Origin of the sequence: Sorangium sp. So ce128 (genome assembly GCF_051525245.1) — a bacterium.
Classification (GTDB): Bacteria; Myxococcota_A; Polyangia; order Polyangiales; family Polyangiaceae; genus Sorangium; species Sorangium cellulosum_B.
The window spans coordinates 981,747-1,003,924 of the sequence record NZ_CP150313.1; the positions used below are offsets into that span (position 1 = coordinate 981,747).

The following is a 22,178-nucleotide window of genomic DNA, read 5'->3' on the forward strand; positions in this document are numbered from 1 at the left end:
CTGGTTTTACCTCGTCGCGCCGCCCCCGTCTGCTCGCGTCTCGAGCCACGCGCGCGCGAGCGCCAGCGTGCGTACGTGCGCGTCGATGTCCTCCAGAAAACTCCGCCGGTAGGCGGGATCCGCGATCTTGTCGGCGCGGGCGAGCAGCTCGGCGCGCGCCTCGCGGAGGACCTCACGGGCCGCCTCGACCTCGCCGCTCCCGTGGAGCGCCTCGGCCAGCAGCGCGGGGACCACCTCCTGCCGCAGCACAAAGAGACACGCGGTCGACCGCTCCAGGGCGAACGCCTCGCGGGCCAGCGCGGCGGCCTCCGCCGCCCGCCCCTGCCGGAGCCGGATCTCGGCGAGCAGCGAGAGGCGCACGGACTGAAAGAAGGGCACCAGCCTGGCGGCATCCCCGACGGCGCGCACCTCCTCCTCCGCCCCGGCGAGATCCCCTCGCTCGAGGCGGCATTCCGAGAGGAGCAGGCGCGCCTGCGTCGTGTAAGAGAACCCGCTGGAGGCCGAGGCTCTGCGGAGCATCGTGCCGGCCTGCTCCTGCGCTTCCGTGACCCGCCGCTGCTCCAGCAGCCCCATGATCCGGAACGAGAGCGCCGTCAGCGCGACGTAGGCCGGCGCGTGCTCCACCGCGAGCAGCGCGTCGAAGGCCTGCTCGGCGAGCTCGAAAGCGCCGAGCCTCAGCTCGTTCTGGGCCGCATACAGCCGCACCATCATGATGTGGAAGCGATCGCCGAGGGCCTCGATGTGCTCCTTCGCGGTGCGGCACCGCTGGAGCGCTCCCCATGCATCTCGCTCGGCGTGGGCGCACCACCACGCCCGCACCATGTCGATCGCGGCCCAGGCGATGTGATCATCCCCCGCGATCGGCGCGACGTCCTGCTCGATCCTGTGCAGGTAGCGCCGCGCCAGGTCGGGCATCCCCTCCCAGAGCACGGCGTGGAAGGTGATGGGGGTCCAGGTGACCAGCACCAGCCGGGGATCGACGGGGAGATCCGCGGGGGGCGCGCGCTGGATCAGGTCGCGGGCGGCCTGCCGGTCACCCGCGTAGACCGCGCCGAGGAGCGCGATCGCCAGGGCCCTCCCGTGGTGCTCGCTGCCTGGCGACAAGCTCTCCAGCGCAGCGAGCGCGTGCGCGCAGGACTGCGCCAGGTCGTCGAGGTGGAACAGCAGCTCCGACAGCAGGATATGGAGCTCGGCCAGCACCTCCCCCGCGGGCTCGCAGGCGATACCCCGCCGGGCGCGCGCGAGCACCGCCGGCACATCGGCCGCGAGCCGCGCCTTGTCGGCCGCCTGCAGGTAGAACCCCGCCGCCCGCGCCGTCTCCCCGCCGCGCTCGAAATGCTCGGCCAGCACCATCGGATCCTGCTCGCCCGCCTGGAGGAGCCATTCCCCCGCGAGCCTGTGCCCGACGCGCCTGTCGCGGTCGGTGAGCATGGCGTAGGCGCCCTCCCGCAGGAGCGCGTGCCGGAACGCGATCTCCTCCTGGCCCGCGAAGCACGGCGTCCGACGGCGCTCGAGGATCTCGCGCTCGAAGAGCTCGGCCCAGGCGTCGTTCTCCCGCGCGCCGGGCGCCGGGGAGCCCGAGAGCGCGCGCACGCCCCAGGTCCAGCACACCTCGCCAAAGACGCTCGCGGCCCGGAGCAGCCGCCGCTCCTCCGACCCCAGCGCCGCGAGCCGCGCCTCCACCATCCCCAGCACCGTCTCCGGCAGCGCGCCGCCCCGCCCCTCGGCGACCGCCCGGATCAGCTCCTCGAGGTAGAACGCGTTCCCGTCGGCCTGCGCCACGATGGTGGCGGCGGTCTGCGCGTCGATCGCCTCGCCGAGCGCGCTCCGCACGAGCAGCTCGGCGGCCCGGGCGGGCAGGGGGCGCAGCTGGATCTCCGAGCGCCCCCGCTCCACCCAGAGCCGGGGGAAGAGGTCGTGGACCTCGGGCCGCGCGAAGGCGACGACCACGAACGGCCGATCGCAGAGCTCACGCAGCGCCCGATCGAAGATCCGCACCGAGGGTGCGTCCCCCCAGTGCAGGTCTTCCAGCACCACCAGCATGGGCTGCGCGTCCGTCACCGCGCGCGCATGATCGAGGTACGCCTGCTCGACGCGCTCCGCCATGAGCGCCGGGCTCTGACGCGCCGCTCGCAGGAGCGGCCGGTCATCGTCCGGGAACGGCGCGCCGATCAGCTCTCCGAGGAACGCCGCCACCCGCGGGCGATCGGCCTCGGCGAGGAGGCGGCACGCGGCTCGCTCGAGCTTCTCGCGGCGCGCCGGGGCGGCCTCGCCCGCCGCGATCCCGAGCGCGTTGCGCAGCGCCCCGGCCAGCATCGCGAACGCCGAGCCCGCGCCGATGGAGTCGCCGCGGCCCACGCCGAGGTCCATGGCAGGGTAGCGCCGCTTCAGCAGCTCCAAGAGCTCGTGGCGCAGGCGCGACTTGCCCATCCCCGCCGCCGCAGTCACCAGCGCCACCGCGGCCTGCCGATCCTCGAAGCTCCCCTCGACGGTCTGGAGGAGGCCGCGCAGCTCGCGGTCGCGGCCCACGTAGGGGCTCGGCCTGCCGAGCAGCTTGCGCGCCGCCTCGCCGACCTCGCGCTCCGCCAGCAGCCAGAGCGCTCCCCCTTGCTCCAGCACGTCGAAGCGCATGTCGAGCAACGCCATCGTGATCGCGTCGATCTGGACGCCCTCGTGGCGCTCCTCGCGCCCGTCCGCGCGGCCGGCCCGCGAGGGCGCCTCGAACAGCGAGGCCGCCCGCTCCAGCACCTCGCCGAGCGGTATGCGCCCCGTGTCCTCGGCCCGGCCCGTCACCAGCGCGACGTTCCACGCGCCCGTCGGCAGGGTCGCGTGGATCCGCAGCGCGCAGCGGGCCGCGAGCGAGGCCGCGTCGGTCGCGCTGCCCGCGCCGGTCACCGTCGCCACCACCGTCCCGTCGCAGAGCTGCTCCACCCGCGCGCCCAGCGGGGCCGCGACGCACCGCACCTGCGCGAGCGCGTCGAGGGACACCGCGCTGAGCGGCACGGTCTCCTGCAAGGGGCTCGGCCGCTCGCGGACCGGCTGGATCGCCACGATCGAGATCAGCCGCTTCTCGTCCCCGGTGATCGGCGCGACGCTCCGATCCGCCGGGGTCGCGCCGCCGCTCGCGTCCCTGATCCCGTCGAGGAGCTGCGCCACCGCGGCGCCCTCGCCCGGCCGCGCGGCCGGCTCCTTGGCCAGCATCCGCGCCACCAGGTGATCGAGCTCCGCGGGCATCTCGGGCCGCAGCTCCCGCAGGCGCGGCGGCTCCTCCATCAGCAGCTTGGCGAGCAGCGCCATCACGTGCTGCCCGTGGAACGCCGGCAGCCCGGTCAGGCACTCGAACAGCACGCAGCCGAGCGAGAAGACGTCGGCGCGCGCGTCGAGCAGCGCGTGGTCCCCCCGCGCCTGCTCCGGCGCCATGTACCCGGGCGTGCCGAGCACGTTGCCCGTCTGCGTCAGCCGCGTCGCCGCCGCGTGCAGGCGCGCGATCCCGAAATCGAGCACCTTCACGCGCTCGATCGAGCCATCCACGAGGAACAGGTTGCTCGGCTTGACGTCGCGGTGGACGATCCCGCGCGCGTGCGCCGTCCCGAGCGCTCCGGCCGCGGCGCGCACGACGGCGAGCGCCTCCTCGAGGCGCAGCGCTCCGCGCAGAAGGCGCTCCGAGAGCGTCTCCCCCGCGAGCCACTCCATCACGAGGTACGGCTGACCCGACGGCGCCGTCCCGTGGGTCACGTAGCGCACGATGTGCGGGTGCTCGAGGCCCGAGAGCATGTGCGCCTCGTGGACGAAGCGCGCCGCCGAGTGCGCGTCGGCCTCGCGCAGCAGCTTGAGCGCCACGGTCGCGCCGCTCGCCCGGTCGCGGGCCCGGTAGACCGTCCCCATCCCTCCGGCGCCGGCCAGCGCGTTCACCTCGAAGCGGCCGTCGATCACGCTGTCCGGGAGCATCGAGGAGGAGCTTGCCTCCTCGCTCGCCGCCGCCGCAAGGGCGGCGACCCGATCCACGTCGGGCCAGCGAGCCTCCGGTCCGGGGCGGCTCGATTGCGGGTGATGAGGCGGATATGATACGTCTCGCGTGATGATGCCTGGGGGGTTGTTGCTCGTCCTCGCCGGCGCATGCGCGCTCCTCGCGGGCGCGTGCTCCGGAGCGCCGCAGCCCGCCGCGGGCCCGCGGGCGGCGGGCGCCTCGAGCGCCGAGCCCGCCCGCCCCCGGATACCCATGTATCCGGCGGCCGAGCTGGACCGGATGGCGCGCATCGCCGCCGCGCGCTGCAAGAAGGCGAACACGCCGTCGGACGCGGCGTGTCTCGTCACGAACGCCTCCACCTTCCTGAGGTACCCACCCGGGGATCCCGATTGCCGCTATGTCGCGGGGACCGCGCTCTCGGTCGCCGAGTGCTCCGAGTTCGAGGAAGGATGCCTGAGCGTGGATCCCCAGGATCTCGTCCGCCAGCTCGATGTCCTGCAGAGCGCCGGGAAGGATTGCCAGCGCGAGCCGACCGACGCCGAGCGCGCCGAGGTGCTGCGGCGCGCCGGCGTGAAGTGACGCGCGGGCCTCGTTGCCATTGCGCGAACAACCGAGCGCCGAGAGCCGGAGATGATTGCGGTGGCTAGGAAGTTTCCGCGCCGCCCGCCGCGGCGTCCACCGTTGTGTCGAGCGCGATCGCCTCGGTGCGGTCGACGTCGGCCGCGACGCGGGCGAGCTTCGCGCGGATGCCGCTCACCGCGTCGGCGCCGAGCGGCAGGCGGAGCGGCATCGGGTCGAGGCCGATCGCATCGATGATCGCGCGCGCCGCCTTCGCTGGATCGCCCGGCTGCGATCCGTCGGACCCGGCCGCGTACGCGCGCGTCGCGCCGACGGTGGGCGCGTAGGCGTCGAGCGCCGGCATCGACCGGAAGGCGCCCCCGAAGAGGCGCGTGCGGAACGCCCCCGGCTCGACGATGAGGACGCGGACGCCGAGCGGCGCGAGCTCGGCGGCCATGCACTCCGAGAGCCCCTCGAGCGCGTGCTTCGCGGCGCAGTAGGCGCCGAAGCCGGGCCCCGTCGTGAGGCCGCCCATGCTCGTGATCTGGACGATCGCGCCGCTCTTGCGGCCGCGCATGTGCGGCAGCACCTCGCGGGTGAGCGCCACGGCGCCGAAGAACATCGCCTCCATCGCGGCGCGGAGCTCCTCCTCGCTGGTCTCCTCGACCGCGCCGACCAGGCTGTAGCCCGCGTTGTTCACGAGCACGTCGATCCGGCCAAAGCGCGCGAGCGCCGCCGCGACGCCGCGGCGGATGTCGTCCGGCTTCGTGACGTCCAGCTTCACGACCTCGACGCGCCCTGGCGCCTCGGCCGCGAGGCCCGCGAGCGCGCCCTCGCCGCGCGCCGCCGCCACGACCGAGTCGCCACGCCGGAGCGCCTCCTCGGCGATCGCGCGGCCGAAGCCCGAGGACGCGCCGGTGATGAACCAGATCCTGGATCCGCTGTTTGCAGTGCTCATGGGTCTCTCTCCTCTGCCTTCGACGGGGAGCCTACGCCGCGGCGCTGTGCCGGAAAACGGGGTGAATCTGCACGGGATGTTAAGCTGCGCTTCATGATCCAGGACGACCTGGCGGGCCTGTCGGTGCTCCTCGTCGTGGCCGAGAAGCGGAGCTTCACCCGAGCGGCGGCGGAGCTGCGCGTGACGCCCTCGGCGGTGAGCCAGACGATCACCGGGCTCGAGCGGCGGCTCGGCGTGCGGCTCCTCCAGCGCACGACGCGCAGCGTGGGCCTGACCGAGGCCGGCGCCCGCTTCCTCGAGCGGCTCCGGCCCGCGCTCGCCGAGGTCCGCGCCTCGTTCGAGGCGCTCGACGAGCTGCGCGAAAGGCCCGCCGGGACGCTGCGGCTGAACGTCCCGAGGATCGCGTGCAGGCAGGTGATCGAGCCGGTGCTCGCGGCGTTCGTCGCGGCCTACCCGGAGATCCGCGTCGATGTGGCGATCGAGGACGGGCTCGCGGATATCGTCGCGCAAGGGTTCGACGCGGGCATCCGCCTCGGCGAGACGCTCGACAGCGAGATGATCGCGGTCCGTATCAGCGAGGACCAGCGCATCGCCGTCGTGGGGTCGCCGGCGTATCTTTCAGCGCGCGCGAAGCCGAAGCACCCGCGCGACCTGCACGCGCACGCGTGCATCAACTACCGGCAGATCACGAGCCAGAACGTCTACAGGTGGGAGTTCACCGAGAACGGGAAGGACTTCGACATCGCGGTGAGCGGTCCTCTCGTGTGCAACGATCCCGATCTCATGGTCCGCGCCGCGGTCGACGGCATCGGGCTCGCCTACGTCCTGGAGGCGACGGTGCGGGACGAGCTCCACCGCAAGCGCCTCGCCCGTGTCCTCGATGGCTTCTGCCCGCCCTTCCCGGGGTACTTCCTTTACTATCCGAGCCGGGCGCACGTGCCGCCCAAGCTCTCGGCGTTCATCGACTTCCTGCGCAGGCGCGGGAGCCGCGGGCGGCGCGGCGGATGAGGGATGTCACAGAGAGCGATGGGGCGGACAGGCGCTGTCGATCCGGCGGATCACTCGCCCGCGTGATAGCAGACGTCGAGCCTCGGCCTGCGCGCGGCGTCGGGATACTCGCTCGCGCGGAAGTCGGTCCTGTTGTTCGCGTCGACAAGCGCGACGCCGTGGTTCGGCTGCGCGCCATCGACCCAGCCCTGCACGAGGGACGTCAGATCGGCGGTGACGAACGCGTCGGTCTGCGCCAGCGTGGCGAGGGAGGCCTCGACCGCCGGGCTGTACCCGCTGAACCCGCCCCCATGGAGCGTCGATTCCTCCCAGGCGCCGTTCACGCGGTGCACGGTCACGACGCTGCCCGCGGGCTTCCAGGCATAGGAGAGCGATAGCGTCGCCGAGGTCACGCTGGAGCCTTCCGGGATGAACGACAGATCGTAGGCGAGGACGGCCGTCGCCGGCTGGACCGCGCTCGCGCTGGTGATGAGGTAGGGATACGCGCCGTACGCCCAGCCCGTCGTGGGGCCCTCGACGAAGGAGTCCTGCACGGCGCCGAACGCGCCGCGACGAACGCTGACGCACTCGAGGTCGCAGGCGTTGCCGAGGCCGTCGCTGTCCGAGTCCCCCTGGGCGGCGTTGGGCTCGGCCGGGCAGTTGTCGCTCGCGTCGGGCACGCCGTCGCCATCCATGTCCGGCGCGGACGCGACGCGGAAGCGCGCGACGCCGGGGTCATGGTCGCTGGCCTGGTCGGCGAACTCCGCATTGACATGGACGACGTCGAAGCCCATGAGCTTCGGCCCGGCCAGGTTGGCGCTGACCAGCACGTGGTCGAGCGACTGGCCATTGCCGTCGAACACGTACGTGTAGCGCTCCTCCGGCGGGAGCGTCTCGATGAGCGTCGTCAGCCCGGCGTCCTTGAGGATGCCGAGCGGCGCCGAGAACTGGAAGTCGTTCAGGTCGCCCAGGACCACGACGTTGGCGGAAGGATCGCTGTCGAGGATCTGCCGCACGAAGCCGGCCACCACGGTGGCCTGCTGTCGCCGCTGGACCTCGCTCGAGAGGGTCGGGGGCTGGAAGCGCCCGTAGAGCGGCTCGTCGCCGCCCTTGGAGTTCCAGTGGTTGGCCACCACGAACAGCGGATGTCCGTTCCAGCGGAACTCGCCTGCCAGCGGCTTGCGGCTGCTGGCGAAGGCCGGATTGCCCGGGTCGATGCGGCCGGGGCTGTAGCGCAGCGACACGCCGCCAGCGCCGCCGAGCACCTCGTTCGGCGTCAGGGCGCCGGCGCCCGGGCGATCGACGAACGCGAGCCCGCGGTCGGTCCGGAACAGGAAGCCCACGCGGATGTTGCCGCCGGGCTCCCCGCCGTCGGTGCCGTCGGTCGGATCGATGCTGCGGAATTGATAGGTGCTGGGCCCGCCCGGCACGGCCGCGATCGCGGCGATGAGCCGCGCGAACGTGGTCGAGGCGTCCACCACTCCATCGTTGGTCGGGCCGCTGTTGTCCTGGACCTCTTCGAGCGCGACGAGGTCGGGGCTGCCGAGGTTCTCGACGAGGATCCGCGCGAGTCGATCGAACTTGTCCTGCGGATCGCCCGGATCGAGGTTCTCGACGTTGAACGCGGCCACGTCGAGGTCGTCCGCGGTCCGCGGTCCGAGCGTCGTGACCTCGCGCGAGAGCGTCGAGGTCGCCGCGGGGAGCGCCTCGTCGACCGGCAGGAGCTTGTAGTTGGCGAAGTTGTAGTCGACCGTGCCCACGATGGGCCCGGCGAACGTGGCGCCCACGTCCAGCGCGGGCGGCGAGGCGCGCAGGGGGATCTGGAGCAGGATCCGCTCCGGGTTGAAGTCGCCGGGGCTGACGACGACGGCCCCGCGCGCGCTGCGCAGGCCGGCCGCGTCGCCCGTGGCCGCGTCGCGGTCGCCCGGGACCAGCGCGATCTCCGCGGTCCCGGAGCTCGGGAACTCGCGGGTGGGGCCCACGACGGCCGGGGCGTTGACGCTCACCCGCATGCCCTCGAGGCTCTCCCAGAAATCGATGCCGTCGGACTCGGGGTCGAAGCCGTTCGTGGCCTCGACGCTGCCGCTGGCGTCGTCCTCGATGATCTGCGTCGGGGGGCGGCGCGCGCCGGGCGCGAAGCCAATCGAGACCGGGGCCGGCAGCGCATGGCCGCTCGAGAGGACGGTGATCTGCGGGCGGGCGAGCTCGGTGACCGTCAGGTTGTGGTACGCGCTGCCGCGGGAGGGCGTGCACGGGTCCGCGCAGCCGGCGCGGTACTCCGTGACCTCGCCGGTGAGCTCTACCAGGTCGCCGACCCTCACCGACGGCGCAGCGCCGGTGAAGACGAGCAGCCCCTCGGAGGTGGCCGGATCGCCGTCCGGCGCCGTCGACTCCACGGTGAAGCCGTTGCTGCGCAGGGTCGCCACGAGGCCCGTCGTCTTCACGACCGCGCCCGAACGCGGCGAGAGGTGCGCGCGCCCCTGGATGTCGTGGATCGCGAGCGCCTGCGCCGCCTGCGCCGTGGTGAACGAGACCGACACGTCGGCGGGCAAGGGGTCGATCGTCCCGTTGCTCCCCGGGTCCTGCTCCTGCACGCCGCTCGCCCGCACGACGAGGAGGCACGCGGCGCTCGGGGGGAGCGGCTCGGCCGGCGTGAGCGTGAAGGCGAGGGGGCCGCCGCTGGCCACGAACGGGCGCGCGCTGCCCCCGCAGGAGAGCTCGAAGGCATCCGCGACGGCCACCGCCTCGCTGAACGTCACGCTCAGGCTCGCGGTCGGGTCGGCGCCCGTCGCGCCGTCGCCGGGCGCCGTCGAGGTCACCGCCGGCGGGGTGTCGCCGCCGCATTCGAGCGCGGCGGTCGAGGTGTTGCGGGGGGTAGGCGTCCCGGTCGAGAGGTCGTCGACGTTGCTGCCCGTGTCCTGGCAGCCAGCGCCCTGCCGGAGCGACGCCGTCGCGTTGGCGGTCGCCGGCGCCGGCGCGGCGCCCTCGAAGTAGCTCGCCCCGCCGAAGCCGACCAGATCCTCGATCAGCGCCTCCTGGGCCGCCGAGCAGGGCGCGGTGCCGCCGTTGCAGCCGAGGCCCGTGGCCTGCCGGACGAGGGCGACCTTGCCGGCCGAGCCGCTCATGTTGATGGGGGTCGCATCGACGAGGTCGGCGGCGGGGAGCGGCGCGCCGCTGCCAGAGCCCCCGGCCTGCTGGACGAGGAAGTACTGGCCGGGCTGCAGGGTGATCGCGGGCAGCTCCGTGAGCTGCGTCGTCGTGGCCCCGAGGGCGCCCGTGCCGCTGGCGCTCGCGTACTGGATGGACCACCCCGCGAGCGACACCGGGCTGTTCGACCGATTGAACAGCTCGACGAAGTCGTGCGTGTAGACGGCCCCAGCGTTGCCCCCGCCGCCGTACACCTGGCTGATGACCACGCGCCCGCTCGGGAGGGAGGCGGCGAGCTCGGCGGTCCCGAGATCGCCGGGCTGCTCGGCGGTCCCGAGCTCACCTGGGTCCGGCGAGCCGCCGCAGCCCCAGGCGGTCGCGAGCGCCATGGCCGCCGTCCATCGAACGCGGTCACGCCGGAGAAGAGAATACCCCGCGCGCGAGAGGGCGCGCGGGAACAAGGATGACTTTAGCACCATGACACCTGTTGGCCTTCGAAGACGATTGCAAGAAATGGCCGAAGCAGACAGCGGCGGCCACTTTCACGCTACGCCGGAACGTGCATTGTGAATGTCACGTCTCCATGAAATCGCAACTGGCCAGTCCGGCCGACCCCCGGAACCCGGGATGCTGCGCGAGGAGATGTTTCGATTCGAGGATAAGTTTGTCGGGGAATCGCAACAGAGAAGACACGTCCTCGTGTGGTTTGCCGTCGCGTTCGCCGAGGTTGGGACGGCGGGGGTGGCGCCGTCGACCCGGCCAAGGTGGCTCCTGTGCCCTCATGTCGCGTGGAGTGCCCCCTGAGCTGACCCCTGCCCACCCCATGGCGCATTCGTTGTCCTCCAGCTTGCCCCCTCGTCTGTCTCCGTCCTGCTTGCCTCGAGGGTGTGATACGTCCTGAACTGAACAGGAGTGTCCTCGATGCGCATCGCGATCATCTCGACCTATACGCACCCGAGCCGTCTGCTCCGCAAGGAGCGCTCGATCATGCAATCGTCCGTGCCCGAGCTGCTCGCGGCCCTGTGCCCGCCTGATGCCGAGATCGAGCTCTACAACGAGAAGGAAACGGACATCCCGCTCGATCGCCACTGGGACCTGGTGTTCTTCTCGTACCTGCACGCCTATTACGAGCACACCAAGGTCCTCTCCACGCTGTTTCGACGGCAAGGCATGACCACGGTGGCCGGCGGGCGGCACGCGAGCCATTTCCGCGCGGACGCGCTGCAGTACTTCGACGCCGTGGTCGCGGAGGACCCGGAGGCCAACCTCCCGGCCCTCATCGCCGATTTCCAGCGGGGCGAGCTCCAGCCCGTCTATGCGCTCCCGCCGGTGCCCCCGGAGCAGATCCCCACCTACCGCTATGACCTTGTCGATTACCGGAACAACCTCGTCCGCCTGCCCGGCATCGAGGCGTCGCGCGGCTGCCCCTTCTCCTGCAACTTCTGCGTTCTGACCGGGCACGAACAGTATCGCTATCGCCCCATCGACCACGTGATCCGGGACATCCGCGACAGGATGATCTTCAACCAGCGCATTCCCGGGGTGACCAACAACGTATTCAGCTTCCTCGACAACAACCTGGGGGGCTCGCCCCGCTACCTGCGCGAGCTCTGCGAGGCGCTGATGCCCCTCAAGAAGATCTGGGGCTGCGCGCTCACGTTCAACGTGCTGCGCGACCCGGAGCTGGTGCGCCTCATGGGGCGGGCAGGGTGCCGCTACGTCTACACAGGGCTCGAGTCGCTGAACCCCGAGTCGATCAGCTCGATGAACAAGGGCCAGAACAAGCTGAGCGAGGTCCGGGAGGTCATCCAGCGGGCCTTCGCGAGCGGGATCGTCCTCTCCTTCGGGCTCCTCGTGGGCGCGGACGGGGACACCAACGACTACCTCGAGCGGGTGCCCGAGTACCTCCATGATCTCGGCGATCACTGCCCCACCTTCCTGGGGATCGTCTGCCCGTACCCGGAGACGCCCTTCTTCGCGCAGGTGGCGGCCGAGGGCCGGCTCCTTCCCGGGGTGATCAGCCGGGACCTCGATGGATACACCCTCTGCCACCGCCCGCCCCGGCTGCACCCCTCGGAGGTGATCGACCATTTCCAGCGCCTGTGCCGCGCGCTGGGGAGCCTCCACAACGTGGGCCGCCACGTGTGGAATCGGCTGATGACGAGCGATCTGCCCCGTTACAAGGCGTGCGTCGTCATGTCGGCGCCCGAGGTGATGAGCCTGCGCGCGCCGCTCGCCAACCGATCACGCAGCTACATCGCCGGGCGCGACCCCATCGAGGCCTGGGACGCGGAGAAGATGCGGGAGCTCGGCCTCGAGCCGCAGCGCATCGAGGCGTCGTCCTGCAGAGCGGATCCGCGCGGCCTCGCGCGGATCCGGCCCCGCCGGGCGGGTCGCTCCAGCGCGGCCGCGTGAGGCCATGGGGGATCCGCCATGAAGGGCCGAACACGCCTCGTCGCGATCGCCTACTTCGCCCTGGTGCACGCCGCCGCCGTCGTCGGGCTGTTCCTGCCGATCCGGGCGAGCTTCATCGTCCTCGCCGCCGCGCTCTACGCGGCGCTCCAGCTCTCCACCGTGGTCGGCCTGCACCGGCTGCTCTCGCACCGCGCGTTCCGCTGCCCGAAATGGGTCGAGTATGCGCTCGTGTCGGTGGCGATGATCAGCGGCCAGGGCAGCCCCATCGCGTGGGTGGCCACGCACCGGCGGCACCACGCCCACACCGATCGCGAAGGCGACGTCCACTCGCCGCGCCGCGGCCTCTGGTACGCCCACCTCGGGTGGATCCTCGACGATGGCTCGACCGACCCCCGCGATCCGGAGAAATACTGCCGCGATCTGGTCGGCGATCGCTACTACCGGTGGCTGCTCCGCTGGCGCTTCGCCCCGCAGGTCGCGGCGTTGCTGCTCGCGGGGCTCGCCCTCGGCTGGGCCGCGGTGCCCTTCGTGTTCTTCGTGCCGCTCGTGTGCTGGATGCACGCGACCTACCTGGTGAACTCCGTCTGCCACGCGGCCCGCTTCGGCAGCCGCGCGTTCGATACCCGCGACGGGAGCCGCAACGTGGGCTGGGTGGCGGTCCTGACCTTCGGCGAGGGCTGGCACAACAACCACCACGCCTTCCCGCGCGCCGCCCGCCAGGCGATGGCGCCCGGGCAGCACGACCTCGCCTTCCTGTTCATCCGCGCGCTCGCGGCGGTCGGGCTCGCTTCGGACATCCAGCCGAGCCCGGCGGGCCGTGGGAGTACGCACCCCGCCGCGCGGCCGAGGCGCTAGCATGGTTGGCATGAGCGATCTCGGCCCCAAGGACGCGAGCCCCGATGTTCGTGACGAGCCCGACGGCATCCTGCGGGTGGAGATCCACGGCGAGGTCACGGAAGACCGAGTGCGCGCTGTCCTCGGCGCGATCCGGCGCGTGGCGGAGAGCGGCCGCGACGTCCTGGTGCTCGCCGACGTGCGTCACATGGGCCCTGTTTCGGCGCCGGTGCGTAAGGCGGTGACGGAAGAGATGCGGGGAGCGCGCGTCGATGCGGTCGCGATCATCGGAGCGAGCTTTTCCATGCGCGTGATAGTGGCGCTCCTCGCGAAGGGCGTGCATATGCTCACAGGACAGCCCTACCCTCAGCAGTTCTTTGACACCGAGGGCGAGGCGCGCGCGTGGCTGCTCGCTCGGCGAGACGCGCTCCGGGTCGGGCGGCGCCCGGGCACCTGAGTGACCGCGTGTGCACGGGGGCGTTTCAGGACAGCTCGTACGGTGACCGTGCCGTGGCAGATCGCCTGATCGCGGCGTCAGGCCTGGGGCGGGTACTCGGCGAACCGCGGCAGGTCGTCGGTGATCGGGAACCAGCTCGCCGCGGACGCAGCAGCGCTCCTGGGGGCGCTCCCTATCTGTACTTCGTGGCCCAGGACGACATCCGTCCTTCCGACCAGAGCCCGGCCGCTCTCTGCGACGACACGTACAGTGACCGTGGCTTCTTCACGAGCCCCGTGCGACGAGCGCATTCTGTCCTTCCAGGAATGTGCCGTGTCGTAATCGTCAGGCGCCTCCGATTCTCATCACGCGTACCGGGCGACTGGGGCGGTATCATCAGGGTATGCACAGGGGGGAGTCGCCGAGGATCCTTGCCGGTCGGTTCGAGCTCGAGCGCGTCGCCGGCACCGGAGGCATGGGCGACGTCTATCGCGCGCGGGATCGGCAGGATGGTGAGCCGGTCGCGCTCAAGCTCTTGAGAGGCTCGGACGCGCAGCTCGTCGCGCGGTTCCAGCGGGAGGCGCGGCTCCTGGCTGAGCTCCGGCATCCGGCGATCGCACGCCTCGTCGCCCACGGCGTCTCTGACCAGGGACAGCACTACCTTGCCATGGAGTGGCTCGAGGGCGAGGACCTCGCGTCGCGGCTCGCCCGCGGGCCGCTCGGCGTTGAGGAGGGGCTCGCCCTGGTCCACCGCGTGGCCGAGGCGCTGTCGCTCGTGCACGGCCGCGGCGTGATCCACCGCGATCTCAAGCCGGCAAACCTGTTCCTGCAGGGCGGTCAGCTCGATCGGGTCAAGCTCCTCGATTTCGGGATTGCGCGCGACGCGGCAGCGACCGGCGGGCTGACCGAGCCCGGCGTGCCCATTGGAACGCCCGCCTACATGGCGCCGGAGCAGATCCGCGGCGAGCTGGACATCGACGCACGCGCGGACGTGTACGCGCTCGGGTGCATCCTGTTCGAGTGCCTCACCGGCCAGCCTCCTTACTGGGGCGAGCACGCGTTCGCGGTGTTCGTGAAGGTGCTCTTCGAGGACGCGCCGAGGCCGAGCGCGCTGCGGGGCGAGGTGCCCGAGGCCGTCGACCTGCTCACGGCGCGGCTCATGGCGAAGGACCGCGAAGGCCGGCCCGAGGACGCGGCCGCGGCGGCCAGCCTGCTCGCTGCGCGCTCGGCAAAGCATGCGGCCGCGGAGCTGTCTGCGCCGGCGCTGACGCGCCGCGAGCGGGGGCTCGTCAGCGTGATCCTGGCCAGGGTGGGCGTGGCTTTCCTCCCGGCCACGCACGCCGCGCTATGGGCCAAGGAGGCCATGCGGATGGGCAGCGAGGCCTCCTCCACGGGGTCGCGCAGCGAGGCCGCCACGGCGCCGCATGCCAACGCCGCCACGGCGCCGTTCGCGGAGGCCCCCACGATCGATGCGCGAGGGAAGGTCACGGCGCCGCCAAGGACGGGGTCGTCCCTGGTGGACCTGCGCCGCGCGGCGGCCGAGCACGGCGGCCGCCTCGAGCCGCTGCAGGACGGCGGGGTCGCCGCGGTCCTCACGGGCGCGGCGACGCCGATCGACCTGGCCGCGCGCGCCGTGCGCTGCGGCCTCGCGCTGCGGAAGCTCCTGCCCGGCGCCCGGCTGGCGGTCGCGACCGGGTGGGACGCGCTCGGCGGCGGGCAACCCATCGGCCCGGTCATCGACCGCGCCTCCGCGCTGCTCGTAGGCGGCGACGCCAGGACGCCGGGCGACGGCGCATCGGAAGCGCTGGCCCCGGTGCTCGTCGACGCGATCACGGCCAGCCTCCTCGGGCCGGGCTTCGAGATCGCGAAAGGGCCCCGCGCGCAAGCGGTCGTCGGCGAGCGTGATCCGTTCGATGAGGCGCGCACGCTGCTCGGCAGGCCCACCCCGTTCGTTGGGCGCGACCGCGAGCTGCGCGCCCTGGAGGACCTGTTCGACGAGTGTTCAGGCGAGCCCTGCGCGCGGGCGGGGCTCGTGATCGCGGTGGCGGGGATGGGCAAGTCTCGCCTGCGTCTGGAGCTCGTGCGGCGGCTCAGGGCGCGGGCCGAGCCGCCCGAGATCTGGATCGCGCAGGCGAATCCCGCGCGCGCGGGGGCGCCTCTCGACCTCCTCGGGCAGGTGGTGCGCCGCGCCGTTCACCTGGTCGACGGCGAGCCCCTCGCGCGCCGCCGGGAGCAGCTCGCGGCCCGCGTGGCCCGGCACGTGGACCCGGCGCTCCGGGAGCGGGTGACCGAGTTCCTGGGAGAAATGGTCGGCGCCCCGTTCCCGGGCGAAGGGCGCGTGCAGCTGCGCGCGGCCCGGCGCGATCCGCTGCTCATGGGCGACCAGCTCCGCCGGGCGTGGGTCGATTTCGTCGGCGCCGAGTGCCGGGAGCGCCCGGTGCTGCTCGTGCTGGAGGATCTGCACTGGGGCGACCTCCCGACCGTGGAGTGCATGGACGCGGCGCTGCGCCTCCTGGAGGAGCAGCCGCTCATGGTGCTCGCCCTGGCGCGGCCGGAGGTGCGGGCAACGTTCCCTGCGCTCTGGGCCGGGCGGGGCACGATGGAGATCGGGCTCGGCGAGCTGCCCCGCCGGGCCTGCGAGCGGATGGTGCAGGCTGCCCTGGGCGATCGCTCCGATGGGGAACACGTGGCGGAGATCGTGCGGCGCGCCGCGGGCAACCCGTTCTTCGTGGAGGAGCTCGTGCGCGCCTCGGCCGAGGGGCGGGACGCACGCGAGGCGCCGGAGACGGTGCTGGCAATGGTGCAGGCGCGTCTCCAGGACCTCGACGCCGAGGCGCGGCGGCTGCTGCGCGCCGGGAGCGTGCTCGGCGAGGTGTTCTGGCGCGGCGCGGCGGGGCGCCTTCTGGGGCTCCGACAGGAGGGAAGCGCGGCGCTCGACGCACGCCTCGCGGATCTGGAGCGGCGCGAGTGGATCGTGCGGCAGCCCGAGTCACGGTTCGCCGGCGAGGCGGAGTTCGCCTTCCGGCACGGGCTCGTGCGCGAGGCGGCCTACAGCATGCTGACCGAGGTGGATCGGCGGCTCGGCCACCGGCTCGCCGGCGTGTGGCTGGAGGAAGCAGGCGAGCGCGATGCGCTGGTGCTGGCAGAGCACTTTGAGCACGGCGAGGCGATCGAGGCGGCGGCGCGGTGCTACGAGCGGGCGGCGGAGCAGGCGCTGGAGGCGAGCGACCTCGAAGGTGCGCTCGCTCGGGTCGACCGGGCGTTGGCCTGCGGGCCAGGGCGCGATGCCGCTGGACGGCTGCACGCGCTCGCGGCGACCGCGCACAACTGGCGGGGTGCGTTCGTGGACGCGGAGCGCGCGGCGAAGGCGGCGGTGGGCCTGACGCCCGCGGGGAGCAGGGTGGCGTATGCCGCGCTGGCGATGCTCGCCTGGGCGAGCGGGGCGCTGGGGAAGGCGGAGCAGCTCGAGGCGGTGGCGTCGTCGCTGCCGCTCGATCGGGTCGATGCGGCGCTCGACGGGGATCTCGTGCTCGCCTGGTACAGCACCGCTACATGGCTGCGGGGGCTCGGGCGCCACGCCGCGGCCGAGACCCTCGAGCGGGTCATGGAGGGAGTGCAGCCGGAGCGTCTGGAGCCCGGCCTGGCGGGGCATATTTACTTCACGAGGAGCACTGCGCCGTGCTGCAAGCCCCGTCGACTGGAGCTCTCTCTGCGCCTCACCGAGGCGGCTTTCCGGGCCTACGAGCGCGCCGGCGCGCTGCGCGATGCGTGCCTGATGCGCACGAATCTAGGCAACGTGCAAGCTCGACTCGGCGCTTATGGACCGGCTGAGTCGATGCTCCATGAGGCAAAGCGGGTCGCAGCCCAGCTCGACCTGCCCTATGTGGCGAACGCGGCCAGCGTCTTGCTGGGGTGCATCGCCTTGGCCCAGGGGCAGAGCGACACCGCCAGGAGGTTGGCGGCCGGGGTCATCGAGGCGGCGCGAGCGTTCGCCAACGGCAGGCAGATGGCCCAGGCCAGAGTGCTGCTCGCGCAAGCGCTGCTTGCTCTAAGCGAGCTTGTACAGGCGTGCGCGCAGGCGACCATCGCGATCGGCGAGACGCAGGCGTACCCCGCGCTGCAGGCCGTCGCGCACGCCACGCTCGCACAAGCCCTACTCCGAGCCGGGCGCGACGTGGAGGCGCTTGCCGCGGCACGCGTGGCGATCGAGCTTGTCGAGCGCTTCGGAGGTCTCGATGAAGACGAAGCGCTCGTGCGCCTCGCCTGGGCCGAGACGCTCCACGCCTGCGGTGACGTCGACGCGGCCCGGGCAGCGCTCGTCGCTGCCCGCGATCAGCTGCATGCCGAGGTGGACGCCATCGAATCTCCCGACCTGCGCCGCAGTTTCCTCGAGGCGGTGCCGGAGCATGCCCGCATCCTCGCGCTCGCGGAGGTGTGGGGCGTGGCAGGCAGGTGATCCCCCCGGATCGGCGCAGTGGCTCGCGCGCCTGCGAGATCGCGTGTCTTCCCTCGGTGAGGGTGTTCCTCTCAGCGCTGGGTATAGTGCTTTGCGCTGCTCTCGTTGTGACCGCACCGTGAGCGCAGGGACGGTCCATGACAGCCGGTACGGTGACGGTGCCGTGACAGATCGCGCGCTGGCGGCGTCAGGCCTGGGGTGGGTACTCGGCGAACCGCGGCAGGTCGTCCGTGATCCGGAACCAGCTCGCCTTGGAGTCGACGAAGATGTGGGCTGCGGGGCGGATGCCGGGATCGGTGTCGAGCGTGCCCGCGGGCACCACGGCGAAGCCGCGCTCGGGTGACTGGCGCGGGGCCGCGCCTCCGCAGCGCTTGCAGAACGCGACGGTGAAGAACCGCGCGTCGGGCACCTTGTAACTCGCGATCTGCGCGTCACCGTGGATCCAGCGGAAGCTGTCCAGGGCGACGAAGACGTTGGTCGCGTGCGCGGCGCTGCGCCCGAGGCGACAGCGCGTGCAGTGGCAGCTCACCATGCGGAGGGGCGTGCCGTCGAACTCGAAGGCCACACTGCCGCACAGGCAGCTCCCCTGGGTGACGCCCTCTTTCGGCTCGACAACGGGTCGCGAGACGACCGGCGCCTGCATCTCGGGCCGCCATTCCTCGAACTGCGGCAGGGAATCCGTGATCGTGTACCAGGGCGCCTTGGAGCCGACGAACTGGTGGAACTTCGGCTCGATCCCGAGATCGCCCTCCAGGTTGCCGGCATGGAGCACGGCGAGCTGCCTCTCGGGGCGGAGCATCGGCGTGGCCGAGCCGCAGGTGGCGCAGAAGGAGCGGCGGTCGCTCGCGCAGGACGGGCGGATGGCGTCCTCGCCGGCGAGCCAGCGAAAGCCGGGCAGCGGCGCGACGACGGCCGTGGTGAACGCCGTGCCGTTGAACTTGCGGCACATCGAGCAGTGACAGTTCAGCATGGTCTGGAACGGTCCGTCGATCTCGAAGCGGACCGTTCCGCAAAGACATGCGCCCTTGGTCATGTTCGTATCTCCCGTGGGATGGCTTGCGCGCGTACGCTAGCACGGCGGGGTGTCCAGGCGGGCGTCCAGGTTCGATTCAAGGGCGCCCTTCACCCGAGGCGCGCTGTCCCGCGGCTCAGATCCCCGACAGCACGCCCACGATCGCCTCGCTGATACGCGATAGGTCGGCTGGCTCGATGATGTAAGGCGGCATGGTATAGACCAGCTTCCCGAAAGGCCGTAACCAGACGCCGCGCTCCACGAACGCCGGCTGCACGCGCGCCGTGTCGACGGGCTGCTTGAGCTCGACAACGCCGATGGCGCCGAGCACGCGCACGTCGGCCACCGCGTCGAGCGCGCGGCAAGGGGCGAGCTCGCGGCGGAGCTGCGCCTCGATGGCCGAGACGCGCGCGCGCCACGGCGAGGCGAGCAAGAGCCGGACGCTGGCCAGCGCGGCGCTGCAGGCGAGCGGATTGCCCATGTACGTCGGGCCGTGCATGAACACGCGCGGCTCGTTGCCGGCGATCGTCGCGGCCACGCGCTCCGTGCAGAGCGTGGCGGCCAGGGTCATCGTGCCGCCGGTGAGGGCCTTGCCGAGGCACATGATGTCCGGCGCGACGCCCGCGTGCTGGCACGCGAACAGCTCCCCGGTGCGGCCGAAGTTGGTCGCGATCTCGTCGAAGATGAGCAGCACGCCGTGGCGGTCGCAGAGCGTGCGCAGCTCGCGCAGGTACTGCGGGTGGTAGAAGCGCATCCCGCCGGCGTTCTGCGCGATCGGCTCGAGGATCACGGCGGCGACCTCGTGCGCGTGCCGCTCGAGCAGCGCGGCCATGCTGCTCAGGGCGTCCGGCGACCAGGGCGCGTCGAACGCCGGCCCGGGCGCTTCCGCGAACAGGTGTTGCACGAGCGCGCCACGGAAGAGGTGGTGCATGCCATTGACCGGATCGGTGACCGCCATCGCGCCGAACGTGTCGCCGTGGTAGCCGCCGAGCGCGCTGATCAGGCGGCGCTTCTCGGGCTGCCCCCGCGCGATGAAGAACTGGAGAGCGAGCTTGATGGCCACCTCGACCGACACGGATCCGGAGTCGGCGAGGAAGACGCGCGTCAACGGCTCGGGCGTGAGCGCCACCAGCGCCTCGCACAGCTCGACCGCCGGCGCATGGGTGAGGCCGCCGAACATCACGTGGCTCATCCGCCCGAGCTGGGCGCTGATCGCCGCCGTCAGCGCCGGGTGCGCGTAGCCGTGGATGGCGGCCCACCAGGACGCCATGCCGTCGATGAGCTCGCGGCCGTCGGTCAGGGTGAGGCGAACGCCCTCCGCGCGCTCGACCGCGAAGAGCGGCGCGCTCGAGAGGGGCGCGGCGTAAGGGTGCATCACGCAGCGGCGGTCGCGCGCGACGAGATCGTCTCCGCCAGGCATGGCGTTCTCCGATGGCATGGCGACGCGTCTAGCCCAGAAACCCCATCGCCACCAGGTCCGCCGGGCGCGCCGGCGGCCTCCGCGCCCGGCGCCATCCCGCCGGCGGGACGCGGCCCCGGCCCCCTGCGGACGATTCCTTGAACAGGCTGTAACGTTCGGGCCCCCTCCGAGACTGTGCAGGTAGCGGGATAGCCGTCGCGGCGCCGGGGACACGCCCGGGCGCAGGGGCGCGCGCATCCATCGCACGTCGAAATACCGATGACGTCGCGCTCGAGGAGAGCCTCGCGACGATGAGGAGACATCCATGAACGGTCTGCTTCGCAAGGTCCTGCGGTCTGGCACCATGATCTCGGCCGCTGCGCTCATGTCGTCCGCGCTGCCCGGCTGCGGCGGCAGCGACACGGACGGGGGCACGGGGGGCGGCGGCTCCCAGGGCTCGGACAAGAACACGTATGTCCTCGTCCACGGCGCCTTCGTGGGCGCATGGGCATGGGACAAGGTGGTGCCGCTCCTCGAGGCCGGCGGCAACGAGGTGATCGCCCTCGATCTCCCCGCTCACGGCGAGGACCAGACGCCCGTCGCGGACGCCGGCCTAGAGGCCTATACCGACGCCGTGGTGGAGGCCATCGACAGCGCCTCGCGCCCCGTGATCCTCGTCGGCCACAGCATGGGCGGCACCGTGGTGAGCCAGGCCGCCGAGCAGCGGCCCGACAAGGTGAAGACGCTCGTCTACCTGACCGCCTTCCTGCTCAAAGATGGCCAGTCACTGAGCCAGGAGTGGGCCGACGATGAAGGGGCCGCGATCAAGGCGTACGCGGCCCCTTCGGAGGACGGCACGACGCTGACCTTCAAGGAGGGGTGGGCCGCGAACGCCTTCTGCCAGGATTGCTCTCCGGAGGACGTCGCGCGGCTCGAGAGCCACCTGCGCGAGGAGCCCGCGAAGTCGTTCGACGAGCCGATCCATGTCACGGAGGAGAGGTGGGGGAGGGTCCCCCGGGTCTACATCGAGGCGCTCAAGGATCTCGCCATCAGCCCTGCAGAGCAGAAGCAGCAATACACCGCCTTGCCCTGCGAGCGGGTCATCTCGATCGACGCGGGCCACGCCCCCTTCCTGACGAAGCCGAAGGAGGTCGCGGACGCGCTGAGATCGCTCTGACCGGGGCGGCGGCCGTCGTCGTCCGCGGGGCGAGCCGCCCCGGATCCACGTCGATTGATGCGGGGCTCGGCGGCGTGATACCCTGCTCCGCGTGTCCCATGACCCCTCGGCCGCCGCCGACGGCAAACAGGCCGCAACGGCGCAGCGCGCATCGGCCGAGGTAGGCCCGCTCCTCGCGCCCGCCGCGCCGGGCAACGCGGCTGCGCCCGCTTGCGCGGCGCCGGCGGACGACATCGCGCTCGTCCGCCGGCTGCTCGCGGGGGACGAGCAGGCCTTCGAGCAGCTCGTGACCCAGCTCCACACACCCATGCTCCGGCTCGCCCGGGCGGTCGCCGGCCCCGCGGGCGCGCAAGAGGTCGTCCAGGAGACCTGGGCGGCGGTCTTCGATGGGCTCGTGCGCTTCGAGGGGCGCTCCGCGCTGAAGACATGGGTGTTCAGGATCCTGACGAACCGCGCCAGGACGTGGGGCACTCGAGAGAAGCGCATGGTCCCTGTCTCCTGGCTGGAGAACGGGGATCACGGCGGCGAGCCTGCGGTCGATCCGGCCCGATTCGACAGCACCGGTGACTGGGCGGCTCCGCCTGTTCCGTGGACGGAGCAGAGCCCGGAGGTGCTCTTGCTGCGCAAGGAGATAGGCGCCGTGCTGCAGCGAGAGCTCGAGACGCTCGTGCCTGGACAGCGCGCGGTGGTCCTCTTGCGCGACGTGGAGGGGTGTCCGTCCGACGAGGTCTGCGAGATCCTGGGTATCAGCGAGGCGAACCAGCGGGTCCTCTTGCACCGTGGCCGATCGAAGCTCAGGGCCGCGCTCGAGCGCTACATGACGAGGGGGTGA

General features: G+C 72.2%; 13 protein-coding genes. 8 read left to right on the forward strand and 5 right to left on the reverse strand.

Annotation, left to right across the window (positions count from 1 at the left end; genetic code table 11):
• Positions 1-6: 6 nt before the first annotated feature.
• Entirely contained in the window at positions 7-4,005 is a 3,999-nt protein-coding gene (locus tag WME82_RS03855) for a protein kinase domain-containing protein (RefSeq protein ID WP_438041712.1), read from the reverse strand.
• A gap of 73 nt (positions 4,006-4,078) precedes the next feature.
• Here WME82_RS03855 and WME82_RS03860 point away from each other — a divergent pair, with 73 nt between their 5' ends.
• Positions 4,079-4,546: a hypothetical protein gene (locus WME82_RS03860; RefSeq protein WP_437917345.1), complete on the forward strand. Its 468-nt coding sequence runs from the start codon at positions 4,079-4,081 to the stop codon at positions 4,544-4,546.
• 64 nt (positions 4,547-4,610) lie between these two features.
• Here the strand turns inward: WME82_RS03860 and WME82_RS03865 are convergent, their stop codons facing one another.
• Complete coding sequence (locus WME82_RS03865; protein WP_438041713.1) at positions 4,611-5,483, reverse strand: oxidoreductase; 873 nt, start codon at positions 5,481-5,483, stop codon at positions 4,611-4,613.
• A 93-nt stretch (positions 5,484-5,576) separates the two neighbouring features.
• Between WME82_RS03865 and WME82_RS03870 the strand changes: the two genes are divergently transcribed.
• A complete protein-coding gene (locus tag WME82_RS03870) occupies positions 5,577-6,491 on the forward strand; it encodes a LysR family transcriptional regulator (RefSeq protein ID WP_438041714.1) in 915 nt (304 codons plus the stop codon).
• Between the two features lie 50 nt (positions 6,492-6,541).
• Here the strand turns inward: WME82_RS03870 and WME82_RS03875 are convergent, their stop codons facing one another.
• On the reverse strand, positions 6,542-10,006 hold the full coding sequence (locus WME82_RS03875; protein ID WP_438041715.1) for a DNRLRE domain-containing protein: 3,465 nt from the start codon (positions 10,004-10,006) through the stop codon (positions 6,542-6,544).
• Between the two features lie 532 nt (positions 10,007-10,538).
• Here WME82_RS03875 and WME82_RS03880 point away from each other — a divergent pair.
• The 4 genes from WME82_RS03880 to WME82_RS03895 all read left to right on the forward strand — a co-directional run bounded on the left by WME82_RS03880 (position 10,539) and on the right by WME82_RS03895 (position 17,758).
• Entirely contained in the window at positions 10,539-12,032 is a 1,494-nt protein-coding gene (locus tag WME82_RS03880; protein ID WP_438041716.1) for a B12-binding domain-containing radical SAM protein, read from the forward strand.
• Between the two features lie 18 nt (positions 12,033-12,050).
• Positions 12,051-12,887, forward strand: a complete 837-nt coding sequence (locus tag WME82_RS03885) for an acyl-CoA desaturase (RefSeq protein ID WP_438041717.1) — start codon at positions 12,051-12,053, stop codon at positions 12,885-12,887.
• 10 nt (positions 12,888-12,897) lie between these two features.
• Positions 12,898-13,323, forward strand: coding sequence for an STAS/SEC14 domain-containing protein (locus WME82_RS03890; RefSeq protein ID WP_438041718.1), 426 nt, complete (start codon positions 12,898-12,900; stop codon positions 13,321-13,323).
• Between the two features lie 382 nt (positions 13,324-13,705).
• Positions 13,706-17,758, forward strand: coding sequence for a serine/threonine-protein kinase (locus tag WME82_RS03895; protein WP_438041719.1), 4,053 nt, complete (start codon positions 13,706-13,708; stop codon positions 17,756-17,758).
• Positions 17,759-17,945: 187 nt separating this feature from the next.
• On the opposite strand, the gene WME82_RS03900 is transcribed toward WME82_RS03895, so the two are convergent.
• Together WME82_RS03900 and bioA are read right to left on the reverse strand one after the other, a co-directional pair.
• Positions 17,946-18,791 (reverse strand): GFA family protein, encoded by an 846-nt coding sequence (locus WME82_RS03900; protein WP_438041720.1) that lies wholly within the window; start codon positions 18,789-18,791, stop codon positions 17,946-17,948.
• A 115-nt stretch (positions 18,792-18,906) separates the two neighbouring features.
• On the reverse strand, positions 18,907-20,190 hold the full coding sequence (gene bioA / locus WME82_RS03905; protein WP_438041721.1) for an adenosylmethionine--8-amino-7-oxononanoate transaminase: 1,284 nt from the start codon (positions 20,188-20,190) through the stop codon (positions 18,907-18,909).
• A 304-nt stretch (positions 20,191-20,494) separates the two neighbouring features.
• On the opposite strand from bioA, the gene WME82_RS03910 reads away from it, so the two are divergent.
• Both WME82_RS03910 and WME82_RS03915 read left to right on the forward strand, forming a co-directional pair.
• Complete coding sequence (locus WME82_RS03910) at positions 20,495-21,346, forward strand: alpha/beta fold hydrolase (RefSeq protein WP_438041722.1); 852 nt, start codon at positions 20,495-20,497, stop codon at positions 21,344-21,346.
• A gap of 82 nt (positions 21,347-21,428) precedes the next feature.
• Positions 21,429-22,178, forward strand: a complete 750-nt coding sequence (locus tag WME82_RS03915) for an RNA polymerase sigma factor (protein WP_438044854.1) — start codon at positions 21,429-21,431, stop codon at positions 22,176-22,178.